Origin of the sequence: Planococcus sp. APC 3906, from assembly GCF_030407685.1 — a bacterium.
Classification (GTDB): Bacteria; Bacillota; Bacilli; order Bacillales_A; family Planococcaceae; genus Planococcus; species Planococcus koreensis.
This window is the reverse complement of the sequence record NZ_JASDCW010000014.1, coordinates 14,486-35,603: the sequence shown is the minus strand read 5'-3', so window position 1 is coordinate 35,603 and position 21,118 is coordinate 14,486. Positions and strand designations below refer to the sequence as shown.

The window sequence follows — 21,118 nt, the reverse complement described above, 5'->3', positions numbered from 1 at the left end:
AAGATTCAACGCACGGCAGTAAAATCCTTTTTTCGAGCGGATGTTTAGCTTGTGTGGAATCGGGTTGATATAATACGGAAGACAAATTCATTACATACTAAAGGAGTGTTTGAGCATGCAAGAAGTAAAAGGCAAAAATGCGCTGATCACTGGAGCTGGCAAAGGCATCGGGCGCGCAGCCGCTATCGCTTTCGCTAAAGAAGGCATCAACGTCGGGCTGCTTGGCAGAACTGGCGCGCATCTTGAAGAAGTTTTAAAAGAGCTGGAGCAATACGGAGTCAAAACTGTCATGGCAGCTGCTGACGTGTCCGACAACGACGCTGTGCTTTCAGCTGTCGAGCATATCAAATCCGAGCTTGGCCCAATCGATATCCTGGTCAACAACGCCGGCATCGGCAAATTCGGCAAATTTCTCGAATTGCCGCCGGAAGATTTCAAGAAAATCATTGATGTCAATCTGATGGGCGTCTATAATGTGACGCATGCCGTCCTGCCCGAAATGATTGAACGCGAAAGCGGAGACATCATCAACATCGCATCGACAGCCGGACAAAAAGGCGCGCCGGTAACAAGCGCGTACAGCGCTTCAAAATTCGGCTTGCTTGGATTGACCGAATCGCTCATGCTCGAAGTGCGGAAGCATAACATCCGTGTCAGCGCGCTGCTTCCGAGTACCGTTGTAACGGACTTGGCCCATTCCGAGAACTTGATCTCAGGCGATCCGGAGAACGTTATGCATCCGGAAGATTTGGCGGAAGTGATGGTTGCCCAACTGAAACTGCATCCACGCATCTTGCTGAAATCAGCTGCGCTTTGGTCGACAAATCCATAAACTGAAAAAAGCGAAGCCCTTCATGATATTAATGAAGGGCTTTTTACTTGTGCATCGGCATTTATTTAAGAGCCGCAATTGGTTATACTTATTTATAATTAACTGAATTTTTAGATAAAAAGGAGGAATTTCAATGCGCAAAACTTTGCAGGCTGCTGCACTGGCAATAGGCGTAACCGTTCCGCTGCTTTATGTCACTGATATGCGCCGCGCTTATAGAAGGCTCGAAGAATACGGAGCGTCAAAATTCAGGTCCGAATTCGGTATGATGGCTTACGTTGATGAAGGCTGGGGCGAAACCGTTTTGATCAGCCACGGTATTTTCGGCGGCTATGACCAAGGCATGGCCTCACTGAAAGGCATGGTCGGCGAAAGCCACCGGAAAATTGCATTGTCCCGCTTCGGCTATCCGGGCTCCAAGTTGCCGGCCCTGCCAACGCCCCAAAATCAGGCGAGAGTGTTCGCGGAATTGCTTGATGAGCTGAATATCGAAAAAACCTTTGTATTGGCCACTTCGGCCGGCGGTGCAGCGGCATTGTCATTCGCCCTCACCTACCCGGAGCGTATGAAAGGGCTGGTGCTCATTTCTTCCGATGTTCCCTCGTGCAAAATGACACCAGAATATTTGAAACCGGCTGGTCCGCCCAGCCCTTTGCTGAGCGAATTCCCGATGTGGCTGTCCACCAAATCGCTGCGGCCTGTCTTTAATGTGTTCTTCGGTTCCGATGTCGACAAAGTATTCTTCCAAACCATGCTTCCGGTCAAACCACGCCGCAAAGGCATCGAAGCCGATGCAAACATCACCAATCTGGACATGGACTTGAATTACGAAAAATATCCGGTAGAGGACATTAAAGCGCCGATACTTGTCATTCACGCCAAAGATGACCCGATGGCGCTGTTCGACTGTACTGAAAAATTCATTGCCCGCACGCATCCGGAAACCGTTATTTTCGAAAGCGGCGGCCATCTTCTGTCGGGCCATCAAACCGAAGTCACTGATGCAATACAGCAATTCATTCAAAAAAACGCTTGAAGAGTTAATGCCAGATGAATAATGTGAAGATTTTAGGCATTTATAACCACAAGTAATAAATCAATATTCCTTATAACATTAAATTCCACTAGTTAGTTCAGCATAAATACAGTACAATATCTAGACAGTTATCATTAAGCATCGAACATTCTAGTAAATTTTTCATTTCAAAGGCAAATTGAACGGGGGTAAGTAAATTGATGTCGCGCTGCAGAATTTTCATCACCGCTTTGATGGTTTCCGGATTGGCGCTCACCGGTTGTGCGCCGGAACAAGCCGCCGTTTTAGAAATAAGCAATAGCAATTTCGGTACACGTACGGCACCGTCGAACATCATTCCGGCGGAATTAAGCCAAACCCGCACAGCATCGATTTCCGCAATCGGCGATGTGCTGATCCACGGCACTGTTTACACGGATGCTCAAACGGCAGACGGCTATGATTTCAATCCGATGTTCGAAAAAGTGGCGCCATTCCTAAGCCAATCCGACATCACCGTCGCGAACTCGGAAAGCATCATCGGCGGCAGTGAAATCGGCGTATCGACCTACCCTTCTTTCAATAGCCCCTATGAAGTGGGAGACGCAATGAAAAACGCCGGCATCGATATCGTGTCAATGGCCAATAACCATACACTGGACCGCGGCGTCAAAGCAATCGAGAACGCGGTGACTTATTGGCAGTCAATCGGCATCAAACACACAGGCTCCCATTTATCCGCAGCACAGGAAGCTGAAGTCACAACAATCACGAAGAACGGCATCACTTTCTCGTTCCTGTCTTTCACGTACGGCACCAATGGCGTCCTGACGCCTGCCGGCAAAGACTATTTGGTGAAGCGCATCGATAAGGAAGCTATCCAACGGGATCTGGCAAAAGCGCGGACCCAATCCGATGTTGTTGTCCTCAGCCTGCATTTCGGCATTGAATATGAAAATATGCCGAATGCTGAACAAATCGACTTGGCGCATTTTTCGGCTGACAATGGTGCGGATATCATCATCGGCCATCACCCGCATGTTTTGCAGCCAGCCGAATGGATCGAAACAAGTGATGGACGCAAGGCATTCGCCGTCTACTCGCTTGGTAATTTCCTCTCCGGCCAGGATGTACTCGAACGAAAAATCGGCGGAATCCTTCATCTGGAAGTCGAGAAGACAGAGAACGCCGACAGCAAAACGATCACTTTGAAAGAACCGGCGTTTACACCGACCTTTGTCCGCAATACCAATTTACAGAATTTCGAAGTAGACCTTCTGAAAAATGTTGATGCTAACTTGAATAACGCAGCAAAAAAACATATGTCGGTTTGGGTACCCGAAATGAAGTTCATAGAGTAATCAAGCAGCTGCGGCTGCTTAGACTGTAGACAAAGTTACTCAAAATGAATAACTTTGTATAACCCAACCGGTCTAGCCACTTCGCTTTCCGTGGGCTCAGCTTCAGCCTCCTCGTCACTGAAAAAAGAGTTGCTCCTGCATCGCTGCGCTAGCTTCGTCGCAAACGAGGTTATTCAAACCTCGTTTCCTGCGGGGTCTTCAGCCTTCGCTGTCCCACAGGAGTCTTCGTGGCTAGACCGGTTGTCAGCATGTAGCTCAAATGAGAAAGTGTAACCACCTAATCCGCTTTTCATAAGCAATTTCTCAAGGATTCGGAGCGCAATGCGGCGACTCCTGCGGAAGAACGAAGTGATGAGACCCCACAGGAGCTTGCGACGAGGAGGCTCAGCGCTTCGTCCGCGGAAAGCGCCCGCATGGAGCGCAGAATCCTGTATATCTAAAATGAAATGACTTTTTATTCTTTAACTAACATAAAATTCTACTTGTCTACTACCTGAAGCAGCTGCGGCTGCTTATTTTTTTGGGCATTTTAATGCTTCAGCCACAAAAAAAACCGCCCAAGCGGACGGCTTCTTTCTGTTATTCTTTTTTCTTCTCCATAAACAACTTCGGTTTTTCCAGCAATGAAATCAATTCGTCCAGGAATTTTGCAGCCGGTGCGCCGTCAACCGCCCGATGGTCTACAGTCAAACTGAGCGGCAGCCGTTTCCGAACGTGAACTTTGCCTTTTTCAAGCACCAAATGATCTTCGATCCGGCCGATGCCGAGAATGGCGATTTCCGGCGGATTGATGATTGGCGTGAAAAATTGGACGCGGTATCCGCCCAGACTGGTAATGGTGAATGTACTGCCGCTGCCTTCCGCCTTCGCCAGCTTGCCGCTACGCGCTTTTTCCGCAAGTTCCACAAGTTTTGCATGCAATTCAGCAGTTGGCACCTTATCACTTTCCTGCACAACCACCACTTGCAGCCCTTGCTCTGTATCGATCGCAAACCCGAGATTGATTTCACTTCTCGGCTCGATTTTATTGTCTGCGATATGGGCATTCATATGCGGATGCGCACTTAAGGCTTGAGCAACAGCCTTCGCAAGGAGTGCCGTCCAACCGACAGCGCCGCCAAGCTTTTCTTTCTTGGACACGAGTTTGGTAACGTCCGCCCATGCCGTTTCGGTGAGCTGAGCACTTTGCTGAAGGCTTTCCACCATCCGGCGCGCGATCGTTCCCCGAATTCCAGCCAGCGGAATCGCGCCCTCCGGCTCCGCTTTATCAACGTCCACTTCGGCTGGCGGGTTAGCCGCATTGCGGATATCGTCCCCGGTTATGTTGCCGTTCCTGCCCGTGCCTCTGACTTGGCCGAGGTCGACATCAAGTTCCCTCGCCAATTTCCGGAGGCCTGGTGCAATGCGCACCATCTTCGGCGCTTCTTCACCCGCGCCCTCTTCTTTTTGAGGCACCTGCTTCGTGATTTTTTGCACATCCGCTTCCGTGGCCCTTGAAGCCTCCGGCGCCGCCGTTTTTTTCACTGCCGTTTTCTGTTTCACAGGCTTCGGTTTCGGGCTGCCTTCCGGATCAATCAATGCAAGGACCTCTCCCACTTTGGCCGACTCTCCGCGATTTACCATGATCTCTTTCACCTTCCCGCTCTCTTCCGCATCCAGTTCCGAGACCTCTTTTTCGGTCTGCACCTCCACCAGGCGATCGCCTTTTTCCACGGCATCGCCTTCGGACACAAACCAGACGACGACCAGGCTCTCCTCTACATCATCCCTTAACTTCGGCAGCTTCACTTCAAACATCCCAACGCCTCCTGTACCCATGTTGTTATTCGTTCATCAAACTCTTCACTTGCTCGTAGATTTTGTCCGCATTCGGCAGCACAAATTGCTCGAGCGGACGGCTGTATGGAATCGGCACATCCGGATTCGCCAATCGGCGGATCGGCGCTTCAAGGTCGTAAAACGCTTCTTCCGCGGCGATTGCGGCTATTTCTGCAGTCATGCCATATGATTTATAGTCTTCATCGACAATAAATAGACGGTGCGTTTTCTTGACCGAATCAATGATTGTCTCTTTATCGATCGGCGCAATCGAGCGAAGATCGATCACTTCGGCTTCGATGCCGTCTGCTGCGAGGCGTTCAGCTGCTTCCATAGCTTGATGTACGGTCATTTGAATGCCCACAATCGTCACGTCTTTGCCTTCGCGCACCACTTTCGCCTTGTTGAGAGGCACCGTGTAGGATTCTTCAGGCACATGCGCCGCCGACACATCAAGCTGTTCCATCCACCCTAAGCCTTGCAGTGATTTATGGAACATGAACAATACCGGGTTGTCGTCCTGGATCGCTGAAATCATCATGCCCTTCAAATCATATGGATTCGATGGGGCGACCACCTTTAATCCCGGCATATGGCCGAACGTCGCGTACAATGTCTGCGAATGCTGCGCGGCATCGTTATAGCCGCCGCCCACCGCAGTCATGAGCACCATCGGCAATTTCACATTGCCTCCGGACATATATTGGATTTTGGCCATATGGTTGTATATTTGATCCATGCAGACGCCGAAAAAGTCCACGAACATCAGCTCTGCAATCGGACGCATCCCTTCTGCCGCCGCACCGATTGCCGCGCCGATGAACGCCGTTTCCGAAATCGGAGTATCCAGCACGCGTTCCTTCCCGAATTTCTCAATAAGCCCCTGTGTCGAACCGAAAATTCCACCGTACTTTCCAATATCCTCACCCAACACAAAGACGTTCGGATCCCGCTCCATTTCAAGCGCGATAGCTTCAGCCATAGCCTTATTGCCAGTCAATATTCTTTTTTTCGCCGTTTCCATTCGGAATAGACCCCTTTCTGAATTTAAGATGAGAACACGTCATCCAATGCGGCTTCAGGCGCTGGATAGCTGCTGTCGCGAGCAAATTGATAGGCTTCGTCCACTTCCTCCTTGACGCGTTTCTCGATTTTCTGCAATTCTTTTTCTGTCGCCCCTTTTGCTTCGACAAGGCTATTGCGCAATTTCAAGATTGGGTCCTGCTCACGCAATCCCGGTACTTCCGCCTTATCGCGGTACAATTCGGGATCCCCTTGGAAATGCCCCAGGAATCGGTATGTTTCAATTTCGATAATCGTCGGACCCTGTCCGTTGCGTGCTCGTGCTACCGCTTCTTCAGAAACTTTATACATGGCGATCGGGTCATTTCCTTTGACGTACGCGCCCGCAATGCCATAAGCGGCAGCGCGAAGATCATTCGTTTCTACAGAAGTTGCCGTTTTTTTCGGCACTGAAATTCCATAAGAATTATCTTCAACCACTAGAATAAGTGGCAAATTCCAAACAGCCGCCAAATTCAGCGACTCGTGGAACGCTCCGGCATTGGCTGCTCCTTCGCCGATGAACGCAACAGCTACCCAATCCTTGCCCTGCATCTTCGCAGCCATTGCGGCTCCGACAGCATGCGGAATGCCCGCGGCGACAATTCCGCCACAGGAGAATTTCACTGCTGGATCGAACAAATGCATGTGTCCACCTTTCCCTTTGCCCAACCCCGTTTCTTTGCCGAACATTTCAGCAGCCATCTTCTTCAGATCGACGCCTTTTGCAATGGCATGATGGTGTGGACGATGCGGCGCAGTTACGGTATCGTCTTTCGTCAAGTGGACGCAAATACCTACAGCCGCAGGCTCTTGTCCGGTGGATAAATGCATCTCACCAGGCACTGGCCCGGCACCGATATTAAAGACAGGTGTCTTGCCCTCGGTGTAGACTTCCACCATTTGATCTTCGAAATAACGGCTTTTCGCCATCATTTCATACATCCATTTCAATTTTTCCACAGATACGGCAGGCTGTTTTTCTTCGAAAGTAGTCAAATCTCTTCCTCCTTTTCAGAATGATGAGCCTTTTTCCCCTAATAACCGATGCCTTAACCAAAGGTTTTTCTACTTAATATAGTATCCCTTTTCACTATATTGTCAATATTCTGATAAAATCAAATGCTTTTGCAATGCGCTTTATAAGATATTCCAACTTCCCCGCTCACAAATAATCATATTCTTTTTGCTTTTTTTAATTTCCAATGGTTATCTGTAGTAATTTTATGATAAGATAATAGTAATCTGAATCTTCGGAACTATCGAACAGTCCTTCAGGCACAGGTAATCAGGATTTCAAGGAGGCAACGATTATGGATAAAAACACCCCTTTCATAGATGAAAAGTTGCGCCGGAGACGGCCGTCTAAAATGGGCATGAAGATTTTGCTCGCCTCTTCTTTACTGTTCGGGATGAATTTCACGGCCGAATCCGCAGCTGCGCACAACGGAGAAGGCAATTGGCCATCCCATCAAGTCCGCGGAATCTCCTGTGCAGGCGCTTATAGCAGCGGCAAAGGGATTGTTCGGGCCTATACGCCAAGATCGGCAGTGGCATGGGATGGCCGGGCCACCGATACGGTGTTTTGGAATCCGATCCTCTACCGCTTCAACGGCCAGCAATACGTCCAATGGTCATCGATGAATTATCCAGCCTTTGCTTACGTCACGCCATACGGTTTTAATCCGAACTTGAAAGCCGGTTGGCGCAGCTCATCTACCAATAACATCATTAATTCAGTAGCGTTCAGCAATGTACCGCCCGGCTCTTATAAAGTCCTGAACCAAATTCACTGGGCGAGCACGGGTATGACCCATGCAGAATGGGGACCGAATGCATGTGCCGTTAAATAACGCCAAAAGGCGGATTCCAAGTCCATGGAATCCGCCTTTTCCTATGTGCTTCAACGTCCGATTTTCAATAATCCCTCAAGCGGATTGTGCCGCTCATGGATCAAATCTGCCAGTAGCTCCGAACCGAGCATACTGTAAACTGTGCCATTTCCGCCGTAGCCTAGCAGGTAATAATATCTGCCTTTTTTTGGATGGCGTCCGATGAATGGCAGCTGGTCGCCTGATTCGCCGAATGCAGCGGACCATGAAAAATCCGTGTCAAAAGCATACATTGGAAACAACGCCTTCACTTGCTGCGAAAGTTCACCCGCGCGCTCGTCGAGATGCTTTCGGCTGCCGCCGTCTTCTGAAAATGGCTCATCAAGCCCTCCCGCAATGATGCGGTTGTCATCAGTGGTCCGCAAATACAGATATGGACGCTGGGTTTCCCAGATCAGCGCCCGATCTTTCCAGTCCGCTAAATCGTCGATTGGAGAAGAAGTGACGACAAAAGAACGGTTCAACTCAAGCTGTTCCTGCTCCAGAAAAGGTGCATTGTCATAACCGACCGCAAAAATGATTTGTCCTGCCGAAAAATTCCCTGCAGACGTCAATAGCTCAACGCTCTCTTCACCTTCTTTGTAATTTGTAATGTCGACTTCTTCAAACAAATCGACACCCATATCCCGCGACTTGTCGATCACGCCTTGGCTGAAAAGCAAGGGATTCACTTCGGCATCGCCAAAAGTGATTAACGCGGCTTCTTTGGAAAAGGGATAATGCTGCTCGATTGTCCGGCGGTCCCAATACTCCACTTCGAAGCCATGGCGCTGCAGCATTTCAAATTCTTTTTGAAGCCTTGTTGCATCCGATTTCTCGGACGCGAAGTACAGGCTTTTACGCGAATGGAAGCTGCAATCATAATCAAGTTCAGCAGCGATTTCTTTCAATTGTTCAACAGCTGTTCGGCAAGCTTTGTAGAACAGTACAGCGTCTTCTTCACCAATCTGCTGCGCCAGTTCGTGGAGCATGATGTCGTTAGAGTATTGCAGCAACCCTGTATTTGCCGAAGTGCTGCCGTGGCCTATTTTGTCTTTATCAATCAGCGCTACCGACAACCCTTGTTTTTTCATCGTATACGCGCTGAGCGCTCCTGACATTCCCCCTCCGACCACAATGACATCATACTTTGCCGCTGGCGTTTTTTTATCGTTCTTGCGCATCTCTTTATACTCCGTCGTATTCCAATACAATTCACCATTATGTAAGTTCACGCGATTTCCCCGTTTCATCTATTTCCTTTTCATTTACCCTTTCTATTACCTATACAAAACCTCCACAAAAAATTTACAGCCGCCCAAAAAAGCCGCCTTATCCGAAGATAGGCGGCAGTTTCAAGCTTATTCCTGTTCCAATTTTTTAATCGCTTCGTCCAGCTTTTCACGCTCTTCGCCCGAAATTTCCGGGAATTTCGGATCGATGCCCTCCAATACCTTGACCATCGCTTCCGCAACAATATAACGCGAAAACCATTCGTTGTCAGCTGGAAGTGCATACCAAGGTGCATGCTCGGTGGATGTATTGTTCAACATCTCCTCAAAAATGTTCTGGTAGCCGTCCCAATGCTCCCGTTCCTGCACATCGTTGAAAGAAAACTCCCAGTTCTTTTCCGGATCTTTCATACGTTCCAGTAAACGGTTTTTCTGCTCTTCTTTTGACATATTGAAAAAGAATTTCACGACCGGGAAGCCATTTTCCGTCAAATATCGCTCAAAATCATTGATTTGCCGGTAGCGGGTCGCCCAGATATCATCGTCTATCAAGTCATCCGGCAACGGCGTTTCTCCCAACAAATCATGGACGCGCGGCGCAATCACTTCCTCGTAATAAGAACGGTTAAAAATGCCGATCTGCCCACGGGAAGGCAACCCTTCACGGAATCTCCATAAATAATCATGTGCAAGTTCTTCTTCGCTCGGCTTTTTGAAAGAAGATACTTTCAGCCCTTGTGCAGTCAATTTAGAAAAGATGAACGTGATCGCTTCGTCTTTTCCTGCGGCATCCATTGCCTGCAAGACAACGACAATTCCTTTTTCTTCCTCTGCATGCAGCTTCAAGTGAAGCTTTTTCAATTTCTCCAGCGTTTCCGGAATGAGGCGGTCGCGCAGTTCCTCATCGCTATAACGCGTTTCTTCAGACGCCGGATATTGGGATAACTCCACATTTTCGTTTTGCTTTACCAAGTATTTTGTAATATCCATGATCATCCTCCATTCATTACTATGCAAGTGTTGCCTCATCTTGGCATATATATGCTTACTCATTAAATACCCGGTCCTTTTCAACACAAACTGCTAAGCGGCTAAAATAACCGCCCTCTAAGGTGCCTGACTTAAATTCGACAAAAAAATCACCTTTCAAAATCCGAAGATCTTAAAAGGTGGTCGATTTTCACACTTTATTCAATGCCAAAGAATGCATTTTTTCATCTGTCATATAAAATCCATGGACGGCCAATAATCTTATTTTCAAAGAATCACTAACCTTGGAAGCATCGTATGCACAAACGGAGACCGTATTTCTTTCGGGCACCATCATATCCAATGCTTTTTCATATTCCACGATTTCACGTTCGATGTCTTCTTGGTCGCCCCATTCAATATGGCCCCATGTCCGGACACCATTTCCATTTTTAAACAATTGTCCTGTCGCTTCTTTGAAATGCTTCAAGATGGTCGGTGGATGGAAATTGCCATTGCGCCAATAAAAGTCGAAATTATTGACGTATAGCAGCTGCTCCAATTCCACAGCTGTCAAACGGTCTTCCAACTCTTTGCGGATCATCGGGTATATACGCGTATTTTCGACAAACAGCACGTAATCCCCTTGTTTGATGCCAAAGACAACAAAAGAAATTGCATTCTCAATATATTTTTCTAATTCCTGAGAACAGTAAAATATATGGCCGGTATTAACGCGCTGCAATCCTTTGCTCATTTCTTTTACGTTTTCGTTCATAAAGAGGCCCTCCTTCGGCTAAACTCATTAGCTAATCACAAATAGGCATCAGCGAAATGCAAAAAAGAAAAAAGCTCTCTACCACTATACAGTGTCACCCTTGTTTAAGATACTCATTTGACTTAAGTGCCACGGGAACTGGCGTTTCCATTAAATTATCAAAAAGAAAAGGCAGCTCTTCAGCTGCCTGACTGCCTTGCGGGTTACGCGACACCGTTGCTTTTCAGGAATTTGATCAACTCCGTATTGAATTTTTCGGGTTCGTCGGCATTGATGCCGTGTCCACTGTTTTCAAATGGCACAAGAACAGAATTGGAAATTTCTTTTTGCAGTGTCTCCCCCAACTCAAATGGGCATATCTCATCTTTCTTGCCGTGGAATATCGCTGTCGGCAATGTGATGCTGCTGATTTCATCACGTAAATCTTCATCCCGCAGCGACTCTGCTGACAGGATCGTGGAATGTGCACCGGCTTCTAAGCCCAGCGATTGGAACCAATGAAGGAATTCAGGCGATTTCTTCTGTTCGAAAAACATATCAGCAAACTGAGATAAGAATGCTGGACGATCCGCTTTCAGCTGTTTAATGATGTCATCCACACCTGACGGCGGCATACCGATTTTGAAATCATCGCGCTGCGTGAACAAAGGTGCTGCAGGACCCATCAATAAGAGCTTATCGACATTGTCCTGGCCATATTTCGTCAAATAGCGGATGGCAATCGGTGCGCCCATCGAGAAGCCTGCCAGCACGAAATTGTCGAGTCCCAAATGGTCGACAACCGCTTTGACATCGCTTGCTGCAGTATCGTAATCATACCCAGACCACGGCTTATCGGACTTCCCGTAGCCGCGCAGGTCAATACCGATAAAACGGAAATTATTAACGGCCAATTCACCGACCTGTGATTCGAAAGACTTGCTGTTCAATGGCCAACCGTGGATAAAAACGACCGGCTGCCCTATACCGATATCTTCTGCATAAACCTTTACTCCTGCTTCAACTTCAATATAATGTCCCAATGTGCTGTTCCTCCTCATTTATTCACCTTGTTTTTACTCATTTCCCTAGTCCGCTATTTTTAAACAATTCACTCATTTGCAAAGCCGATTTTTTTATTCGCTGTTATTAAAGGCGATACAGCGCGCGGCAAACTTATTTTCCAGTCTGCCGCTCTTGCATAAGCTTTGGTGCAATGGCACAATTATTAAAATGCATTTTATGGAAAGGAGCGGAAACGATGGCTCGCCGTTCAAATCCAGAACCGAAAAACCAGCTGCTATATACCCAGCAGCATCTTGCGAACGAACGCACGTACCTTGCCTGGATCCGTACCGGGATTTCCATCGTCGGCGTCGGATTCCTCGCAACAAGCCTCCATTTCACAATGGGGGTCATCCGCAACCAATTTGTCGATGTCTTTACGATCGCCCTTGGCATTTTTGCCTGTATTTTCGGGCTGACCATCATTTTCTCCGCTACCCAGAACTACAAGAAAAAAAGGCTGCAGATTATCAATGAAACCTTTTATCCATCAAATATGCACATTACATTGATTTCTTCCATGCTCGCCGTCATGATCATCATGGTGATCATCTACTTTTTCATGATCATGTAATGCTGCTGCCGCAAAGGAGGCTATACTTTGGATCCACTGTATATTATTGAGAACCCCCAAAAACTGAAACCTGCATTTCAGCCGATCATCAGTGCAGTCACACACACGGTCATCGGCTATGAGCTGCTCGCCCGCTTCGAGGAAAATGGCGAATGGCTCAGCCTGGCGGATTTTTTCAAAGACACAGACGTGCCAGACGATTTTAAAATCGATGTTGACCGGCAGCTGCTCCAACAAGCAGTCGGCCAAATGCTTGAAGTCCGTTCTGAGGGCGTGTTATTCATTAACCGCAACGCGAAGCAGCTGCTTGCCAATGGTGGGGAAGATTTTCTGAACAGCCTGCAGGAATTCGAAACACAAGGATTCCCGATGGACCGCATTGTCCTTGAAATCACCGAACACGATTTTGACGAAGATTTCGATGTGCTCAGCCATCTGCTCCTTTATTACAAAACCTATGGCATCCAGATTGCGGTTGACCACGTCGGTGCTAAAAGTTCGAACATCGACCGCATCCGGCAATTGCGCCCGAATATCTTGAAGATCAATACCGGCATCACCCGCAATAACAACCCGGACGTTTTTGAAGACATCATTTATTCGCTGTCGTTGCTTGCACGGCGCATCGGTGCGAAATTGGCTTATGAAAACATCGAAGACAAGAACCAGCTTTATTTCGCCTGGAAGCATGGCGGCCATTATTACCAAGGTTTTTATTTGGCAAAACCTTCGTTCACGCCTCTGCCGACAGGCGCGCTGGCGATGGATGTCGGGAACAATGTGAAAGAATTCGTCATTCGCGAAAAATCGCTGATTGAAGGGCGTTTCCATTTTGCTGCTGAATGCGAGGAGAAAGTGAAGAAACTGCTGCCGCAATGGCATGGCCCCGAACAAGCCGATGTGTTTATCGAATCGCTGCTCCAACCGTTCAGCCAAGAAAGCTTCCGCATGTATATCTGCGGCAGCGATGGACGGCAGGTATCATCCAACTTCCGGAACCGCGGGGGCAATTGGGAGGTCGAACCCCAAGTCCAAGGCGCAAACTGGGCTTTCCGGCCGTATTTCCTGGAGAACGTCATGCATATGAAAACGTGGCATAAGGGCATCTTATCTGATACCTATTCCGATATCGAGACCGGCCAAACGGTCCGGACGTTCAGCTACCCGCTGCCGGATGATTATTTCCTCTACATCGATATCAGCTATTCGTTCATTTACGAAAACGACTTTCTTTTTATGCAATAAAAGCGCAAAGGGCATGACGCCCTTTGCGCTTTTTCGATCTTTAAACAAATCGTCCGACCTCTTGAAAAAACTGAGTTATTCCTACATCTTGTTTGCATAAAAAATCATTGTTAACGGTATTGAAGTACACATAATACAGAATAAAATGATCAAAACTTGTGTTGCTGTTAACACAACAGGTACGAAAGAAGCTGTCAGAATAAATAATAACGTAATGGTGCCGAATAACACGAAGTAATTTATACTCATGCTTTTGCCGATGATTTCAGTTGAACGTTCATCTTTAGGAAATAGATGCGGCGACAAATACGCCATCATCAACGAACTCGTTCCCAAAAAGAAAATCATCATGCTTTCCGGAAATGCCAGTTGGATTATATAGCGATAGTTTAAATAAACACCCAACGTAACCATCAATATGCCTGTAAATAAATATGTGAGCTGATTTTCACGGGCTTTTTTCATTCTTTTTCTCCTTCGTATATAAATATCTCTTCAATGCTGCATTTGAAAACTTCTGCTAATTTAAACGCCAGCGTTATTGATGGATTGTATTTTTCTTTCTCCAGCGATATGATCGTCTGCCTGGAAACACCTAAGACTTCGGCCAATTGATCTTGAGTTAATCCATGTTTTGTCCGCAGCAATTTAATATGATTTTTCATTTGATTCCCACCTTATCAGTAAAGCTCGCCTTACTTAAAGTAAAGTATACTTTACACTGAATTTGAATGTCAAGCTTACTTTACATGTTCCTGAAATTTTCGCCTTGATTAACAATAATTAGATTACATGCGAAAAAATGACGATCAAATCGATTTCTCGATTTGATCGTCATTTTCAATTAGATTTCTATTGATTTCAATAAGAAAGAGCAGGCTTGGGCTAACGAGCTTTTTCAATTCTCACTTCTGCAGTTCAATCAGACGGTCGCGCTGCCAATTCCTTTCAGCAGCAATGGCTTGAGCGTCAAATCCACTGGCAAATGCCACAGATTTCACCGCGTATGTAGAGGCGTGAATAGCATGGCCAAACAAGTGAGCTGTTGAAATCGCTTGCCCCGCTGCACGCGCTGCCGCGATTGCCGCTTCATTTTCACTCATGCGCGCTGCCGCATGGGTATCAAACGCTGCACTCCGGGCTTCACGCACATTGATGCTTCCTGCTACCCAATCACGGCATGCCTGGACGGCTTTTCTGGGGCGCTTATCTTGTGGATGAAGCTCTTCGAAACTTTTCAGGACGTGCTCTGCGCAGTCCGCGGCCCAGCCGACAGCTGTTTGATGATCTATCTGCCCAAGCAATTTCTCAATTTCTTCTTTGGTTTCTGTTGTATCTGTAAATTGATGCTGTGACATATCCATCCCACCTTAGGCTTGATTTTATTATTTAATCAGATTGATTTTCTTTAATGTACCTTTGAGCATTTTAGCCAGGAAATCCCGGATATCGTGAACCGGCCGCACCGAGCTCCTGCTCTGCCATTGAATCCATTCCAGTGCCAGTATACTCAAAATCAGCCAAATGGCGCCAGCGATAAAGCCAGCCAGCACGTCACTCGGGAAATGAGCCCCCAGGTAGATGCGGCTGATGCCGATCAAGACAACGAGCACACCCATTAAGCTGATGGCGAGCCCTTTGAACAACTCGCTCCTCCCGCTCCGTAGAACCAGGTACATGACGAAGCCGTAAAAGATGACCGACCCCATCGAATGGCCGCTTGGGAAACTGAAGCCGATTGCATCTATTTCCGGATTGATCGACGGCCGTTCCCGTTCATATAGGTTCTTCAGCAACAAGGTCAATAATCCCCCGCCGCCTACCGCAATGAGAAAAAACAGAATCCCCCATTTATCGCGTTCCTTGAACCACAACAATCCAACCACTGCAATAGAGAAAGCCGTCACGAACCATACCGATCCCATCTCCGTTGTGGCAATCATTAATACGTCTAGCACAGAACTTTCAATTGACTGGAAAAACCCGATAATTGCCGAGTCGAATAGCCAGGTTTCCTGTTCCATGGCTTCTTCTGCTATTTCGGAAAACAATACGATGAATAAAGCTGAAAATCCTAATCCCGCAGCAAGCAGCAGTACCGTAATGCCTATTTTTGTATTTTCATTGATCATGGGACCGCTCCTAATCTTTATGTGAACTGATTAGTCTATACCCCGCCAGATAAGAGATATTCGTTATTTTTCCAAAAATGCTCGAGCTGTTTGGGCTGTTGGCATTTTCATTGCTAACAAACCGCTCAAAGCAAATGCAAACGAAGCGATATAAAATATGCTCGCAATCGTCAGAAAGTCCACCAAATAGCCAGTGCCGATTACTGCGATAGCCGCCGCAATCGATGTCCATGTATGGTAATTGCCGATTTGCCTTCCAGCTGTCGGCTTATCGACATAGCGTGCCAACACGGTTTTTTCCGAATTTTTCTGGACAGCTCCTAAAAGCCCCATCACCACTTGCAGTCCGTAGACATGCCATAGTTCCGTGGCCAGTGGAAAAAACAGCAACGTTAACGCCATTCCCCACGAATAGACACTAAGCAATGCTTTGTCGCCAACCCGGTCGCCGGCTTTGCCGATTAGCGGATAACTGACAGCAGCTGTGAGAGCAAAGAGTCCGTACGCCCAACCGAATTGGGCGTAGCTGGTGCCGGCATTTTTCAGCAGCAAGATATAGAACGGAAAAATCATGGTCGATGCCATGCCAACCATGCCTTGGTATTGAATAAATTTTTTATAGTTCATTGCCGGTACTCCTCGTAAAACATATTCAGGAAGCGCTGCTCCGGATCATAGCGGTCTTTCAAATCGAAAAACTCTTTTGTCCGGGGATAGGAACGGACCATCTGTTCTTGGGTCGGGTAGCCGTAATACGGCAAATAATAAGTTCCGCCGTGGTCCAGTGTCACGTCGATCATGCTGCGGACGACACGCCCTGTCTCGGCTATGCCCTCCGCGTCCGCTTCCTGGTTGACCAGCAGCACCAGCGAGAACATGTCTTCCCTGGCATAAGACAGCACCGCCTTGTCATTCTGGCTGGTGTAGCGGATGGTGACATTCAGCAAATTGAAGTTGTCTTCCTGCTCAAGCAGTTTTTTCAAATCTTCGATATAATCCGCGAACTCGTCGACCGGCACGAAATATTCCTGCAGGATTTCGGTTTTGGCGGCGTTGCTGTATTCCATGAATTCGGAATCAGAGCGCATGGCGTTATTGCGGGAAATGAGTTTGCCGTCAATGGAACGGATATAGGTTTTCTGGGAATGCCAGAACAAATCCTTGCCTTCGTCGTTCAAGCGTGAAATTCCGAGCAGCAGTTTTGGCGCTGCAATCAGCTTTTCCTCTTTCAACGCGCTGTGCTCCGGGAGCTGCTCCTGCCCGTCAACCAAGCTGTAATTGATGGCATACATCTCTTCCATAAAACCTTCCGGCGAAATCGAAATCCGCGCCAAGTGCATTTTTGTTTTCGGATTCCCCAGTACTTGCTGCTGGAAATAACTCGTGTAGTCTTTGTAATCGAAAAGTTTCGTACTGACTTCGTATAATTCGTCGTCCACAAGCTCAAACGTCACATCCAGAATGACGCCGAACAGCCCATAGCCGCCGATGACGGCTTGAAACAATTCCGGTTTTTCCGATGCGCTCAATTCAATGATATCGCCGTTAGCATTCAGCAGCCGCAGCGATACTACCGAGTCCATCATGCCGCCATTGCGGATATCAAGCCCGTGCGCCTGAACGCTGAGCGAGCCGCCGACAGTGAAAATGTTCTGCGATTGGCTGACCTTTAAGGACAGGCCGTACGGGTTGATATGCTGCTGGATATCATTCCAGGTGGCGCCGCTCTGGACGGTGATGGTCTTCGCTTTTTCGTCAAAATCGAGGATCCGGTTATAAGGTTTCATATCAAGCAGAATCCCGTTTGGGTATAGTGTTTGTCCACCTTGGCTATGCTGCATCCCCGCAATCGAAATTTTGTCGCCTTTCTTATTGGCGTCCAACACAATCTTGCGGATGCCTTCTTCACTGGCGCCCGCTTTTACGGCTTTGATTTCAACAGGCAAAAGGCGATTGTGGCCGCTCTCCTCCGGCTCTTGCAGCCCACTGAAATAGAGGGAAGCCGACAAGCCAAGAACACATAGGTAGATGCCGGCGATTAAATAGGTTTTCATACTTGCTTCGACCGACTCCTTCCTGCCAAATCCTTACTTCCTATTTTACACAATTTTTTCTGTCATAGCTTAAGCGCCAATAAAAAAACGGCATCTCGCAAGATGCCGTTTCAGTCCACAATCCATTTGTCCAGTTCTTGCAGAAGGCTTTCCGCCAGTTCCGCAGCAACAGCTGTATTAATCGCTTCGAAATCAGCTTCCAGCTTCGCCTTTATTTCCTTCGGCAACCTTGCGCCAAGTTTTTTCGGCAGCGTATACGCCTCGTAACTGAGAAAAGCCAGTATAACTGGCAGCAGCACATATGCCGCTGGAATACTCACCGTCACTGCCCCCACACCGATGATTACTGATAATGCCTTCGCCACAGTTGCCTTCGCAATGGCTGCGATTCCTACTTTCGCCAGCACTGCCAGTACAATCGGTTTGATAAAAGATACGATGCCGGATGAAAACACAGCTTTGCCGATATTTGCAATCACTGCTTTATAAGAGGCTTTTTTCAAAAGCGACAGCACTTGTTTCATCGCTAGGGCAAATGATTCCGCCGTGAACTGGTCCATAGCAGATTTCACAGCGCCGCCTGCCTGTCCTGAACCGCCGCGCTTCTCCATGACTTTTTCCACATCCAAATTATTGTATAGGCCTTCTTGTAAGTTAAGGTCATCCTGGATTTCGCTAAGCCGCTTCTCCATGCTGAAGAGCACCTCTCCCACCCTGCCGGCGTCAGCGTAAAAAGCGATGAATTCGTCTTCCACTGCCTTCGTAATCAGCGGAGTCAAAAGGCTGTCAAACGACAAACCGTCCATTTCTTTATTCGTTATGAATGCCAGCAGCGCTTTGGCGTACTTCGTGTTCGCTTTCGGCTGAAGTGCCTCCTGCACTTCGCCATTCCTCACACGATTGAGCGTAAGCAAATCTTTGTGGCTAAGCCCCTCGAGCTGCGCCTCCAGCGATTGCCTGATCCCTTCGAACAGCAAATGCCGATCTTTCGAATAAAGGCGGCCGATTTCGTCCGAATCCACCAATGTGGCAAGAATCACATTTCGCACATCCTCACTCCTCTCCTCTGCCAGTCCAAGAAGCTGCATGAAAAATTTGGCAGGCAATAGGTTTCCATTTATCACATTATCTATTAAAATCATATCAATCATAGATGAAGAAAGGGGACGTTGACATGAATTTCGATTTTGAAGAAGCCATTGAAATACTTGAGCGCACGCCGCGCACATTAGAAGTTTTTTTGTCTGGATTGTCCGAAGGCTGGCTTGAATGCAATGAAGGCGATGATACGTGGAATGCTTATGAAGTCATCGGCCATTTAGTCGAAGCTGAGATTTCAGACTGGATGCCGCGGCTGGAGATGATTTTGTCAAAGGGTGAAAGCGAGCAGTTTCCACCGTTCGACCGCTTCGCGCATCTGCAGAAAACGCAAGTGCAGTCAATCGACGCCTTGCTCATGGAATTCCAAAAGCTCCGAAAAGACAATATCCAAAAACTTTGGGACCTTGTCGATCCGTCGCAGCATCTTGAACTAACCGGCATGCATCCTGAATTTGGGCCAGTGCGTTTGAAAGAACTGCTCGCAACATGGACCGTCCATGACCTCACTCATATTTCCCAGATTGTCCGTGTCATGGCAGAACGCTACAAGGAAGACGTTGGCCCCTGGTCCGCTTATCTGGGAATCTATCGAAAAAGAACAGATTGACGCCAGCCAAAAAACGCAGCTTCCCTTGAATGGGAGAGCTGCGTTTTCTATCTATTGGCTGTCTAGCAGCATTTTTTCATTTTTTGCTGAACGGCCATTTTTGACTTGCAGCATTCTATCAACGCAATAGCCAGTTTCCGCCCATTCTCAAATTCAACAGGGTGTGCCCATAATTCGTGGAATACAAAGTGGACCAGCTCTTCACATGAAGCTTGGTCAGCCTGGTTCCGTCGAGCGAAATTCCAGACCAGCAGATGGTAGCGATCATAGATTTCCGATAAGGCTTGTTTGTCGCGGTCCGCAAGCCTGCGGATTAATTGTTCATCTATGCTCATATCTGCCACCCCCTGTATTTCTAATTGCCTATGCACAAGCCGCATAAACCTTAATATCTCGAAATAAGGGTATTATTTGAAAAAAATAAATTAATAAGTGAAAATGCTTGTGTATATAGAAGAAATTGATTCTTTTATCCTATTTTAAATATCCAAAATACCCCATATACCGCATTTCCATAAATTATGATTTGGAGTCTGCTGCTTTAGCTGCTACCCCGTTTTCCATACAATTCTTCAAAATAAGTTTTCAGTAAACGATCCATCTGTGGGTCTAAAGCTGTGTATGCCTTGTCCGCTTTTTCCACGAGCACATAAAACGCTTCTTCTTCTAAGCCGCCTTCTTCCAACGCTTTATAGCCCTGCCATAACGGCAAGCCATATTTCTTCTCGATTTCTGCATACGCGGCGCCGCCGATACGGATTAAACTTTGAATCAGGCCGTGAAAAAAAGTAGACGGGCCGACCTTTTCAATGTCTTCTTCGAACATATTCAGGAAACTTTCATGCCCTCCGCCCTCCATCGCCGAATGGAATTGGAACAGCAAAAAAGCTTCATCCTTGGCAGCATCACCTGTCGGATAATCCATGCCGCTTATCAGATCAACCATTGCATTCCATATATCGTCTGCAGTCATCTTGTTCTCTCCTTTAGGTTAAATGCGCTACTTGTTTGACTTAGCTCCTAAACCGGGTAAATAAAAATCATTACTCAAAAGGTGGGATTTCTATGCGCATGTCTTGCATGGGCAGCATCATCATATCCATCATTTTGTCGATTTTGCTGACCATTATCTTGAACCTGATGTTCTGGTGACCTATGAGAGTCTCTTCTACTTATTTGGAAGAGGCTCTTTTTTGATGTCTCACAAATATTGCAGCCCCTCCGCTTTACTGGCGCAATACAACATTCTTCTACTGCGAATTCGCATTTTGCAGGGATTGCCACTGCTGACGATTGGTGCTTTGATCTCCAATTCTTAAGTGCACCTTTAACATGTTCCACATTAGGAAGCTCTAGACCTTTTCAAATTTGTGAAATCCCATGAAAATATGCAATTATAGAATTATATTGAGTTAGACAGGAG

Annotated in this window: 23 protein-coding genes; 7 read left to right on the top strand and 16 right to left on the bottom strand. The window is 47.2% G+C overall.

Features of this window, described 5'->3' with window-relative positions:
* Positions 1-115: 115 nt before the first annotated feature.
* The 3 genes from QMA09_RS09755 (at position 116) to QMA09_RS09745 (ending at position 3,208) form a co-directional block, all read left to right on the top strand.
* Positions 116-832, top strand: a complete 717-nt coding sequence (locus QMA09_RS09755) for a 3-ketoacyl-ACP reductase (RefSeq protein WP_290212965.1) — start codon at positions 116-118, stop codon at positions 830-832.
* 133 nt (positions 833-965) lie between these two features.
* Entirely contained in the window at positions 966-1,868 is a 903-nt protein-coding gene (locus QMA09_RS09750; protein ID WP_290212964.1) for an alpha/beta fold hydrolase, read from the top strand.
* A 200-nt stretch (positions 1,869-2,068) separates the two neighbouring features.
* Entirely contained in the window at positions 2,069-3,208 is a 1,140-nt protein-coding gene (locus tag QMA09_RS09745) for a CapA family protein (protein WP_290212963.1), read from the top strand.
* 579 nt (positions 3,209-3,787) lie between these two features.
* On the opposite strand, the gene QMA09_RS09740 is transcribed toward QMA09_RS09745, so the two are convergent.
* Genes QMA09_RS09740 through QMA09_RS09730 form a run of 3 tightly spaced genes read right to left on the bottom strand, consistent with a single transcriptional unit; the run spans position 3,788 to position 7,033 of the window.
* The gene (locus tag QMA09_RS09740) at positions 3,788-5,005 is read right to left on the bottom strand and encodes a dihydrolipoamide acetyltransferase family protein (RefSeq protein ID WP_290212962.1); all 1,218 of its coding nucleotides are present in this window, start codon (positions 5,003-5,005) and stop codon (positions 3,788-3,790) included.
* 25 nt (positions 5,006-5,030) lie between these two features.
* The gene (locus tag QMA09_RS09735) at positions 5,031-6,050 is read right to left on the bottom strand and encodes an alpha-ketoacid dehydrogenase subunit beta (protein WP_290212961.1); all 1,020 of its coding nucleotides are present in this window, start codon (positions 6,048-6,050) and stop codon (positions 5,031-5,033) included.
* 23 nt (positions 6,051-6,073) lie between these two features.
* Positions 6,074-7,033, bottom strand: coding sequence for a thiamine pyrophosphate-dependent dehydrogenase E1 component subunit alpha (locus tag QMA09_RS09730; RefSeq protein ID WP_290213013.1), 960 nt, complete (start codon positions 7,031-7,033; stop codon positions 6,074-6,076).
* 368 nt (positions 7,034-7,401) lie between these two features.
* Between QMA09_RS09730 and QMA09_RS09725 the strand changes: the two genes are divergently transcribed.
* Positions 7,402-7,941: a hypothetical protein gene (locus tag QMA09_RS09725; protein ID WP_290212960.1), complete on the top strand. Its 540-nt coding sequence runs from the start codon at positions 7,402-7,404 to the stop codon at positions 7,939-7,941.
* A 50-nt stretch (positions 7,942-7,991) separates the two neighbouring features.
* Here the strand turns inward: QMA09_RS09725 and QMA09_RS09720 are convergent, their stop codons facing one another.
* The 4 genes from QMA09_RS09720 to QMA09_RS09705 form a co-directional block, all read right to left on the bottom strand.
* Positions 7,992-9,194 carry an NAD(P)/FAD-dependent oxidoreductase gene (locus QMA09_RS09720; RefSeq protein ID WP_290212959.1) on the bottom strand — a complete coding sequence of 401 codons (1,203 nt, stop codon included), beginning with the start codon at positions 9,192-9,194 and terminating at the stop codon, positions 7,992-7,994.
* A 126-nt stretch (positions 9,195-9,320) separates the two neighbouring features.
* A complete protein-coding gene (locus QMA09_RS09715; RefSeq protein WP_290212958.1) occupies positions 9,321-10,181 on the bottom strand; it encodes a PPK2 family polyphosphate kinase in 861 nt (286 codons plus the stop codon).
* A gap of 190 nt (positions 10,182-10,371) precedes the next feature.
* Complete coding sequence (locus tag QMA09_RS09710; protein ID WP_290212957.1) at positions 10,372-10,938, bottom strand: MEDS domain-containing protein; 567 nt, start codon at positions 10,936-10,938, stop codon at positions 10,372-10,374.
* Between the two features lie 203 nt (positions 10,939-11,141).
* Complete coding sequence (locus tag QMA09_RS09705; RefSeq protein WP_290212956.1) at positions 11,142-11,960, bottom strand: alpha/beta fold hydrolase; 819 nt, start codon at positions 11,958-11,960, stop codon at positions 11,142-11,144.
* 218 nt (positions 11,961-12,178) lie between these two features.
* On the opposite strand from QMA09_RS09705, the gene QMA09_RS09700 reads away from it, so the two are divergent.
* Positions 12,179-12,556 (top strand): YidH family protein, encoded by a 378-nt coding sequence (locus QMA09_RS09700; RefSeq protein ID WP_290212955.1) that lies wholly within the window; start codon positions 12,179-12,181, stop codon positions 12,554-12,556.
* 27 nt (positions 12,557-12,583) lie between these two features.
* On the top strand, positions 12,584-13,801 hold the full coding sequence (locus tag QMA09_RS09695) for an EAL domain-containing protein (protein ID WP_290212954.1): 1,218 nt from the start codon (positions 12,584-12,586) through the stop codon (positions 13,799-13,801).
* Between the two features lie 81 nt (positions 13,802-13,882).
* On the opposite strand, the gene QMA09_RS09690 is transcribed toward QMA09_RS09695, so the two are convergent.
* The 7 genes from QMA09_RS09690 to QMA09_RS09660 all read right to left on the bottom strand — a co-directional run bounded on the left by QMA09_RS09690 (position 13,883) and on the right by QMA09_RS09660 (position 19,036).
* Positions 13,883-14,266, bottom strand: coding sequence for a hypothetical protein (locus QMA09_RS09690; protein ID WP_290212953.1), 384 nt, complete (start codon positions 14,264-14,266; stop codon positions 13,883-13,885).
* Entirely contained in the window at positions 14,263-14,466 is a 204-nt protein-coding gene (locus QMA09_RS09685) for a helix-turn-helix transcriptional regulator (RefSeq protein ID WP_290212952.1), read from the bottom strand. Before QMA09_RS09685 ends, QMA09_RS09690 begins: the two co-directional genes overlap by 4 nt.
* 240 nt (positions 14,467-14,706) lie before the next feature.
* Positions 14,707-15,159: a putative immunity protein gene (locus QMA09_RS09680; protein ID WP_290212951.1), complete on the bottom strand. Its 453-nt coding sequence runs from the start codon at positions 15,157-15,159 to the stop codon at positions 14,707-14,709.
* A gap of 27 nt (positions 15,160-15,186) precedes the next feature.
* Complete coding sequence (locus QMA09_RS09675; RefSeq protein ID WP_290212950.1) at positions 15,187-15,933, bottom strand: phosphatase PAP2 family protein; 747 nt, start codon at positions 15,931-15,933, stop codon at positions 15,187-15,189.
* 63 nt (positions 15,934-15,996) lie between these two features.
* Positions 15,997-16,560, bottom strand: a complete 564-nt coding sequence (locus tag QMA09_RS09670) for an MFS transporter (protein ID WP_290212949.1) — start codon at positions 16,558-16,560, stop codon at positions 15,997-15,999.
* Complete coding sequence (locus QMA09_RS09665) at positions 16,557-17,987, bottom strand: FAD-binding oxidoreductase (protein WP_290212948.1); 1,431 nt, start codon at positions 17,985-17,987, stop codon at positions 16,557-16,559. Before QMA09_RS09665 ends, QMA09_RS09670 begins: the two co-directional genes overlap by 4 nt.
* Before the next feature lie 110 nt (positions 17,988-18,097).
* A complete protein-coding gene (locus QMA09_RS09660) occupies positions 18,098-19,036 on the bottom strand; it encodes a hypothetical protein (RefSeq protein ID WP_290212947.1) in 939 nt (312 codons plus the stop codon).
* A 125-nt stretch (positions 19,037-19,161) separates the two neighbouring features.
* Between QMA09_RS09660 and QMA09_RS09655 the strand changes: the two genes are divergently transcribed.
* Entirely contained in the window at positions 19,162-19,695 is a 534-nt protein-coding gene (locus QMA09_RS09655) for a DinB family protein (RefSeq protein ID WP_290212946.1), read from the top strand.
* 62 nt (positions 19,696-19,757) lie between these two features.
* On the opposite strand, the gene QMA09_RS09650 is transcribed toward QMA09_RS09655, so the two are convergent.
* The gene (locus QMA09_RS09650; protein WP_290212945.1) at positions 19,758-20,030 is read right to left on the bottom strand and encodes an RNA polymerase sigma factor; all 273 of its coding nucleotides are present in this window, start codon (positions 20,028-20,030) and stop codon (positions 19,758-19,760) included.
* Positions 20,031-20,236: 206 nt separating this feature from the next.
* A complete protein-coding gene (locus QMA09_RS09645; protein WP_290212944.1) occupies positions 20,237-20,668 on the bottom strand; it encodes a hypothetical protein in 432 nt (143 codons plus the stop codon).
* Between the last annotated feature and the right edge of the window lie 450 nt (positions 20,669-21,118).

Coding starts and splice junctions, on each gene's coding strand:
- QMA09_RS09735 (WP_290212961.1), bottom strand. CDS start 6,050: ATGGAAACGGCGAAAAAAAGAATATTGACTGGCAATAAGGCTATGGCT.
- QMA09_RS09730 (WP_290213013.1), bottom strand. CDS start 7,033: ATGTATGAAATGATGGCGAAAAGCCGTTATTTCGAAGATCAAATGGTG.
- QMA09_RS09700 (WP_290212955.1), top strand. CDS start 12,179: ATGGCTCGCCGTTCAAATCCAGAACCGAAAAACCAGCTGCTATATACC.
- QMA09_RS09725 (WP_290212960.1), top strand. CDS start 7,402: ATGGATAAAAACACCCCTTTCATAGATGAAAAGTTGCGCCGGAGACGG.
- QMA09_RS09715 (WP_290212958.1), bottom strand. CDS start 10,181: ATGGATATTACAAAATACTTGGTAAAGCAAAACGAAAATGTGGAGTTA.
- QMA09_RS09655 (WP_290212946.1), top strand. CDS start 19,162: ATGAATTTCGATTTTGAAGAAGCCATTGAAATACTTGAGCGCACGCCG.
- QMA09_RS09665 (WP_290212948.1), bottom strand. CDS start 17,987: ATGAAAACCTATTTAATCGCCGGCATCTACCTATGTGTTCTTGGCTTG.
- QMA09_RS09685 (WP_290212952.1), bottom strand. CDS start 14,466: ATGAAAAATCATATTAAATTGCTGCGGACAAAACATGGATTAACTCAA.
- QMA09_RS09740 (WP_290212962.1), bottom strand. CDS start 5,005: ATGTTTGAAGTGAAGCTGCCGAAGTTAAGGGATGATGTAGAGGAGAGC.
- QMA09_RS09645 (WP_290212944.1), bottom strand. CDS start 20,668: ATGACTGCAGACGATATATGGAATGCAATGGTTGATCTGATAAGCGGC.
- QMA09_RS09745 (WP_290212963.1), top strand. CDS start 2,069: ATGTCGCGCTGCAGAATTTTCATCACCGCTTTGATGGTTTCCGGATTG.
- QMA09_RS09750 (WP_290212964.1), top strand. CDS start 966: ATGCGCAAAACTTTGCAGGCTGCTGCACTGGCAATAGGCGTAACCGTT.
- QMA09_RS09755 (WP_290212965.1), top strand. CDS start 116: ATGCAAGAAGTAAAAGGCAAAAATGCGCTGATCACTGGAGCTGGCAAA.
- QMA09_RS09675 (WP_290212950.1), bottom strand. CDS start 15,933: ATGATCAATGAAAATACAAAAATAGGCATTACGGTACTGCTGCTTGCT.
- QMA09_RS09670 (WP_290212949.1), bottom strand. CDS start 16,560: ATGAACTATAAAAAATTTATTCAATACCAAGGCATGGTTGGCATGGCA.
- QMA09_RS09710 (WP_290212957.1), bottom strand. CDS start 10,938: ATGAACGAAAACGTAAAAGAAATGAGCAAAGGATTGCAGCGCGTTAAT.
- QMA09_RS09690 (WP_290212953.1), bottom strand. CDS start 14,266: ATGAAAAAAGCCCGTGAAAATCAGCTCACATATTTATTTACAGGCATA.
- QMA09_RS09650 (WP_290212945.1), bottom strand. CDS start 20,030: ATGAGCATAGATGAACAATTAATCCGCAGGCTTGCGGACCGCGACAAA.
- QMA09_RS09680 (WP_290212951.1), bottom strand. CDS start 15,159: ATGTCACAGCATCAATTTACAGATACAACAGAAACCAAAGAAGAAATT.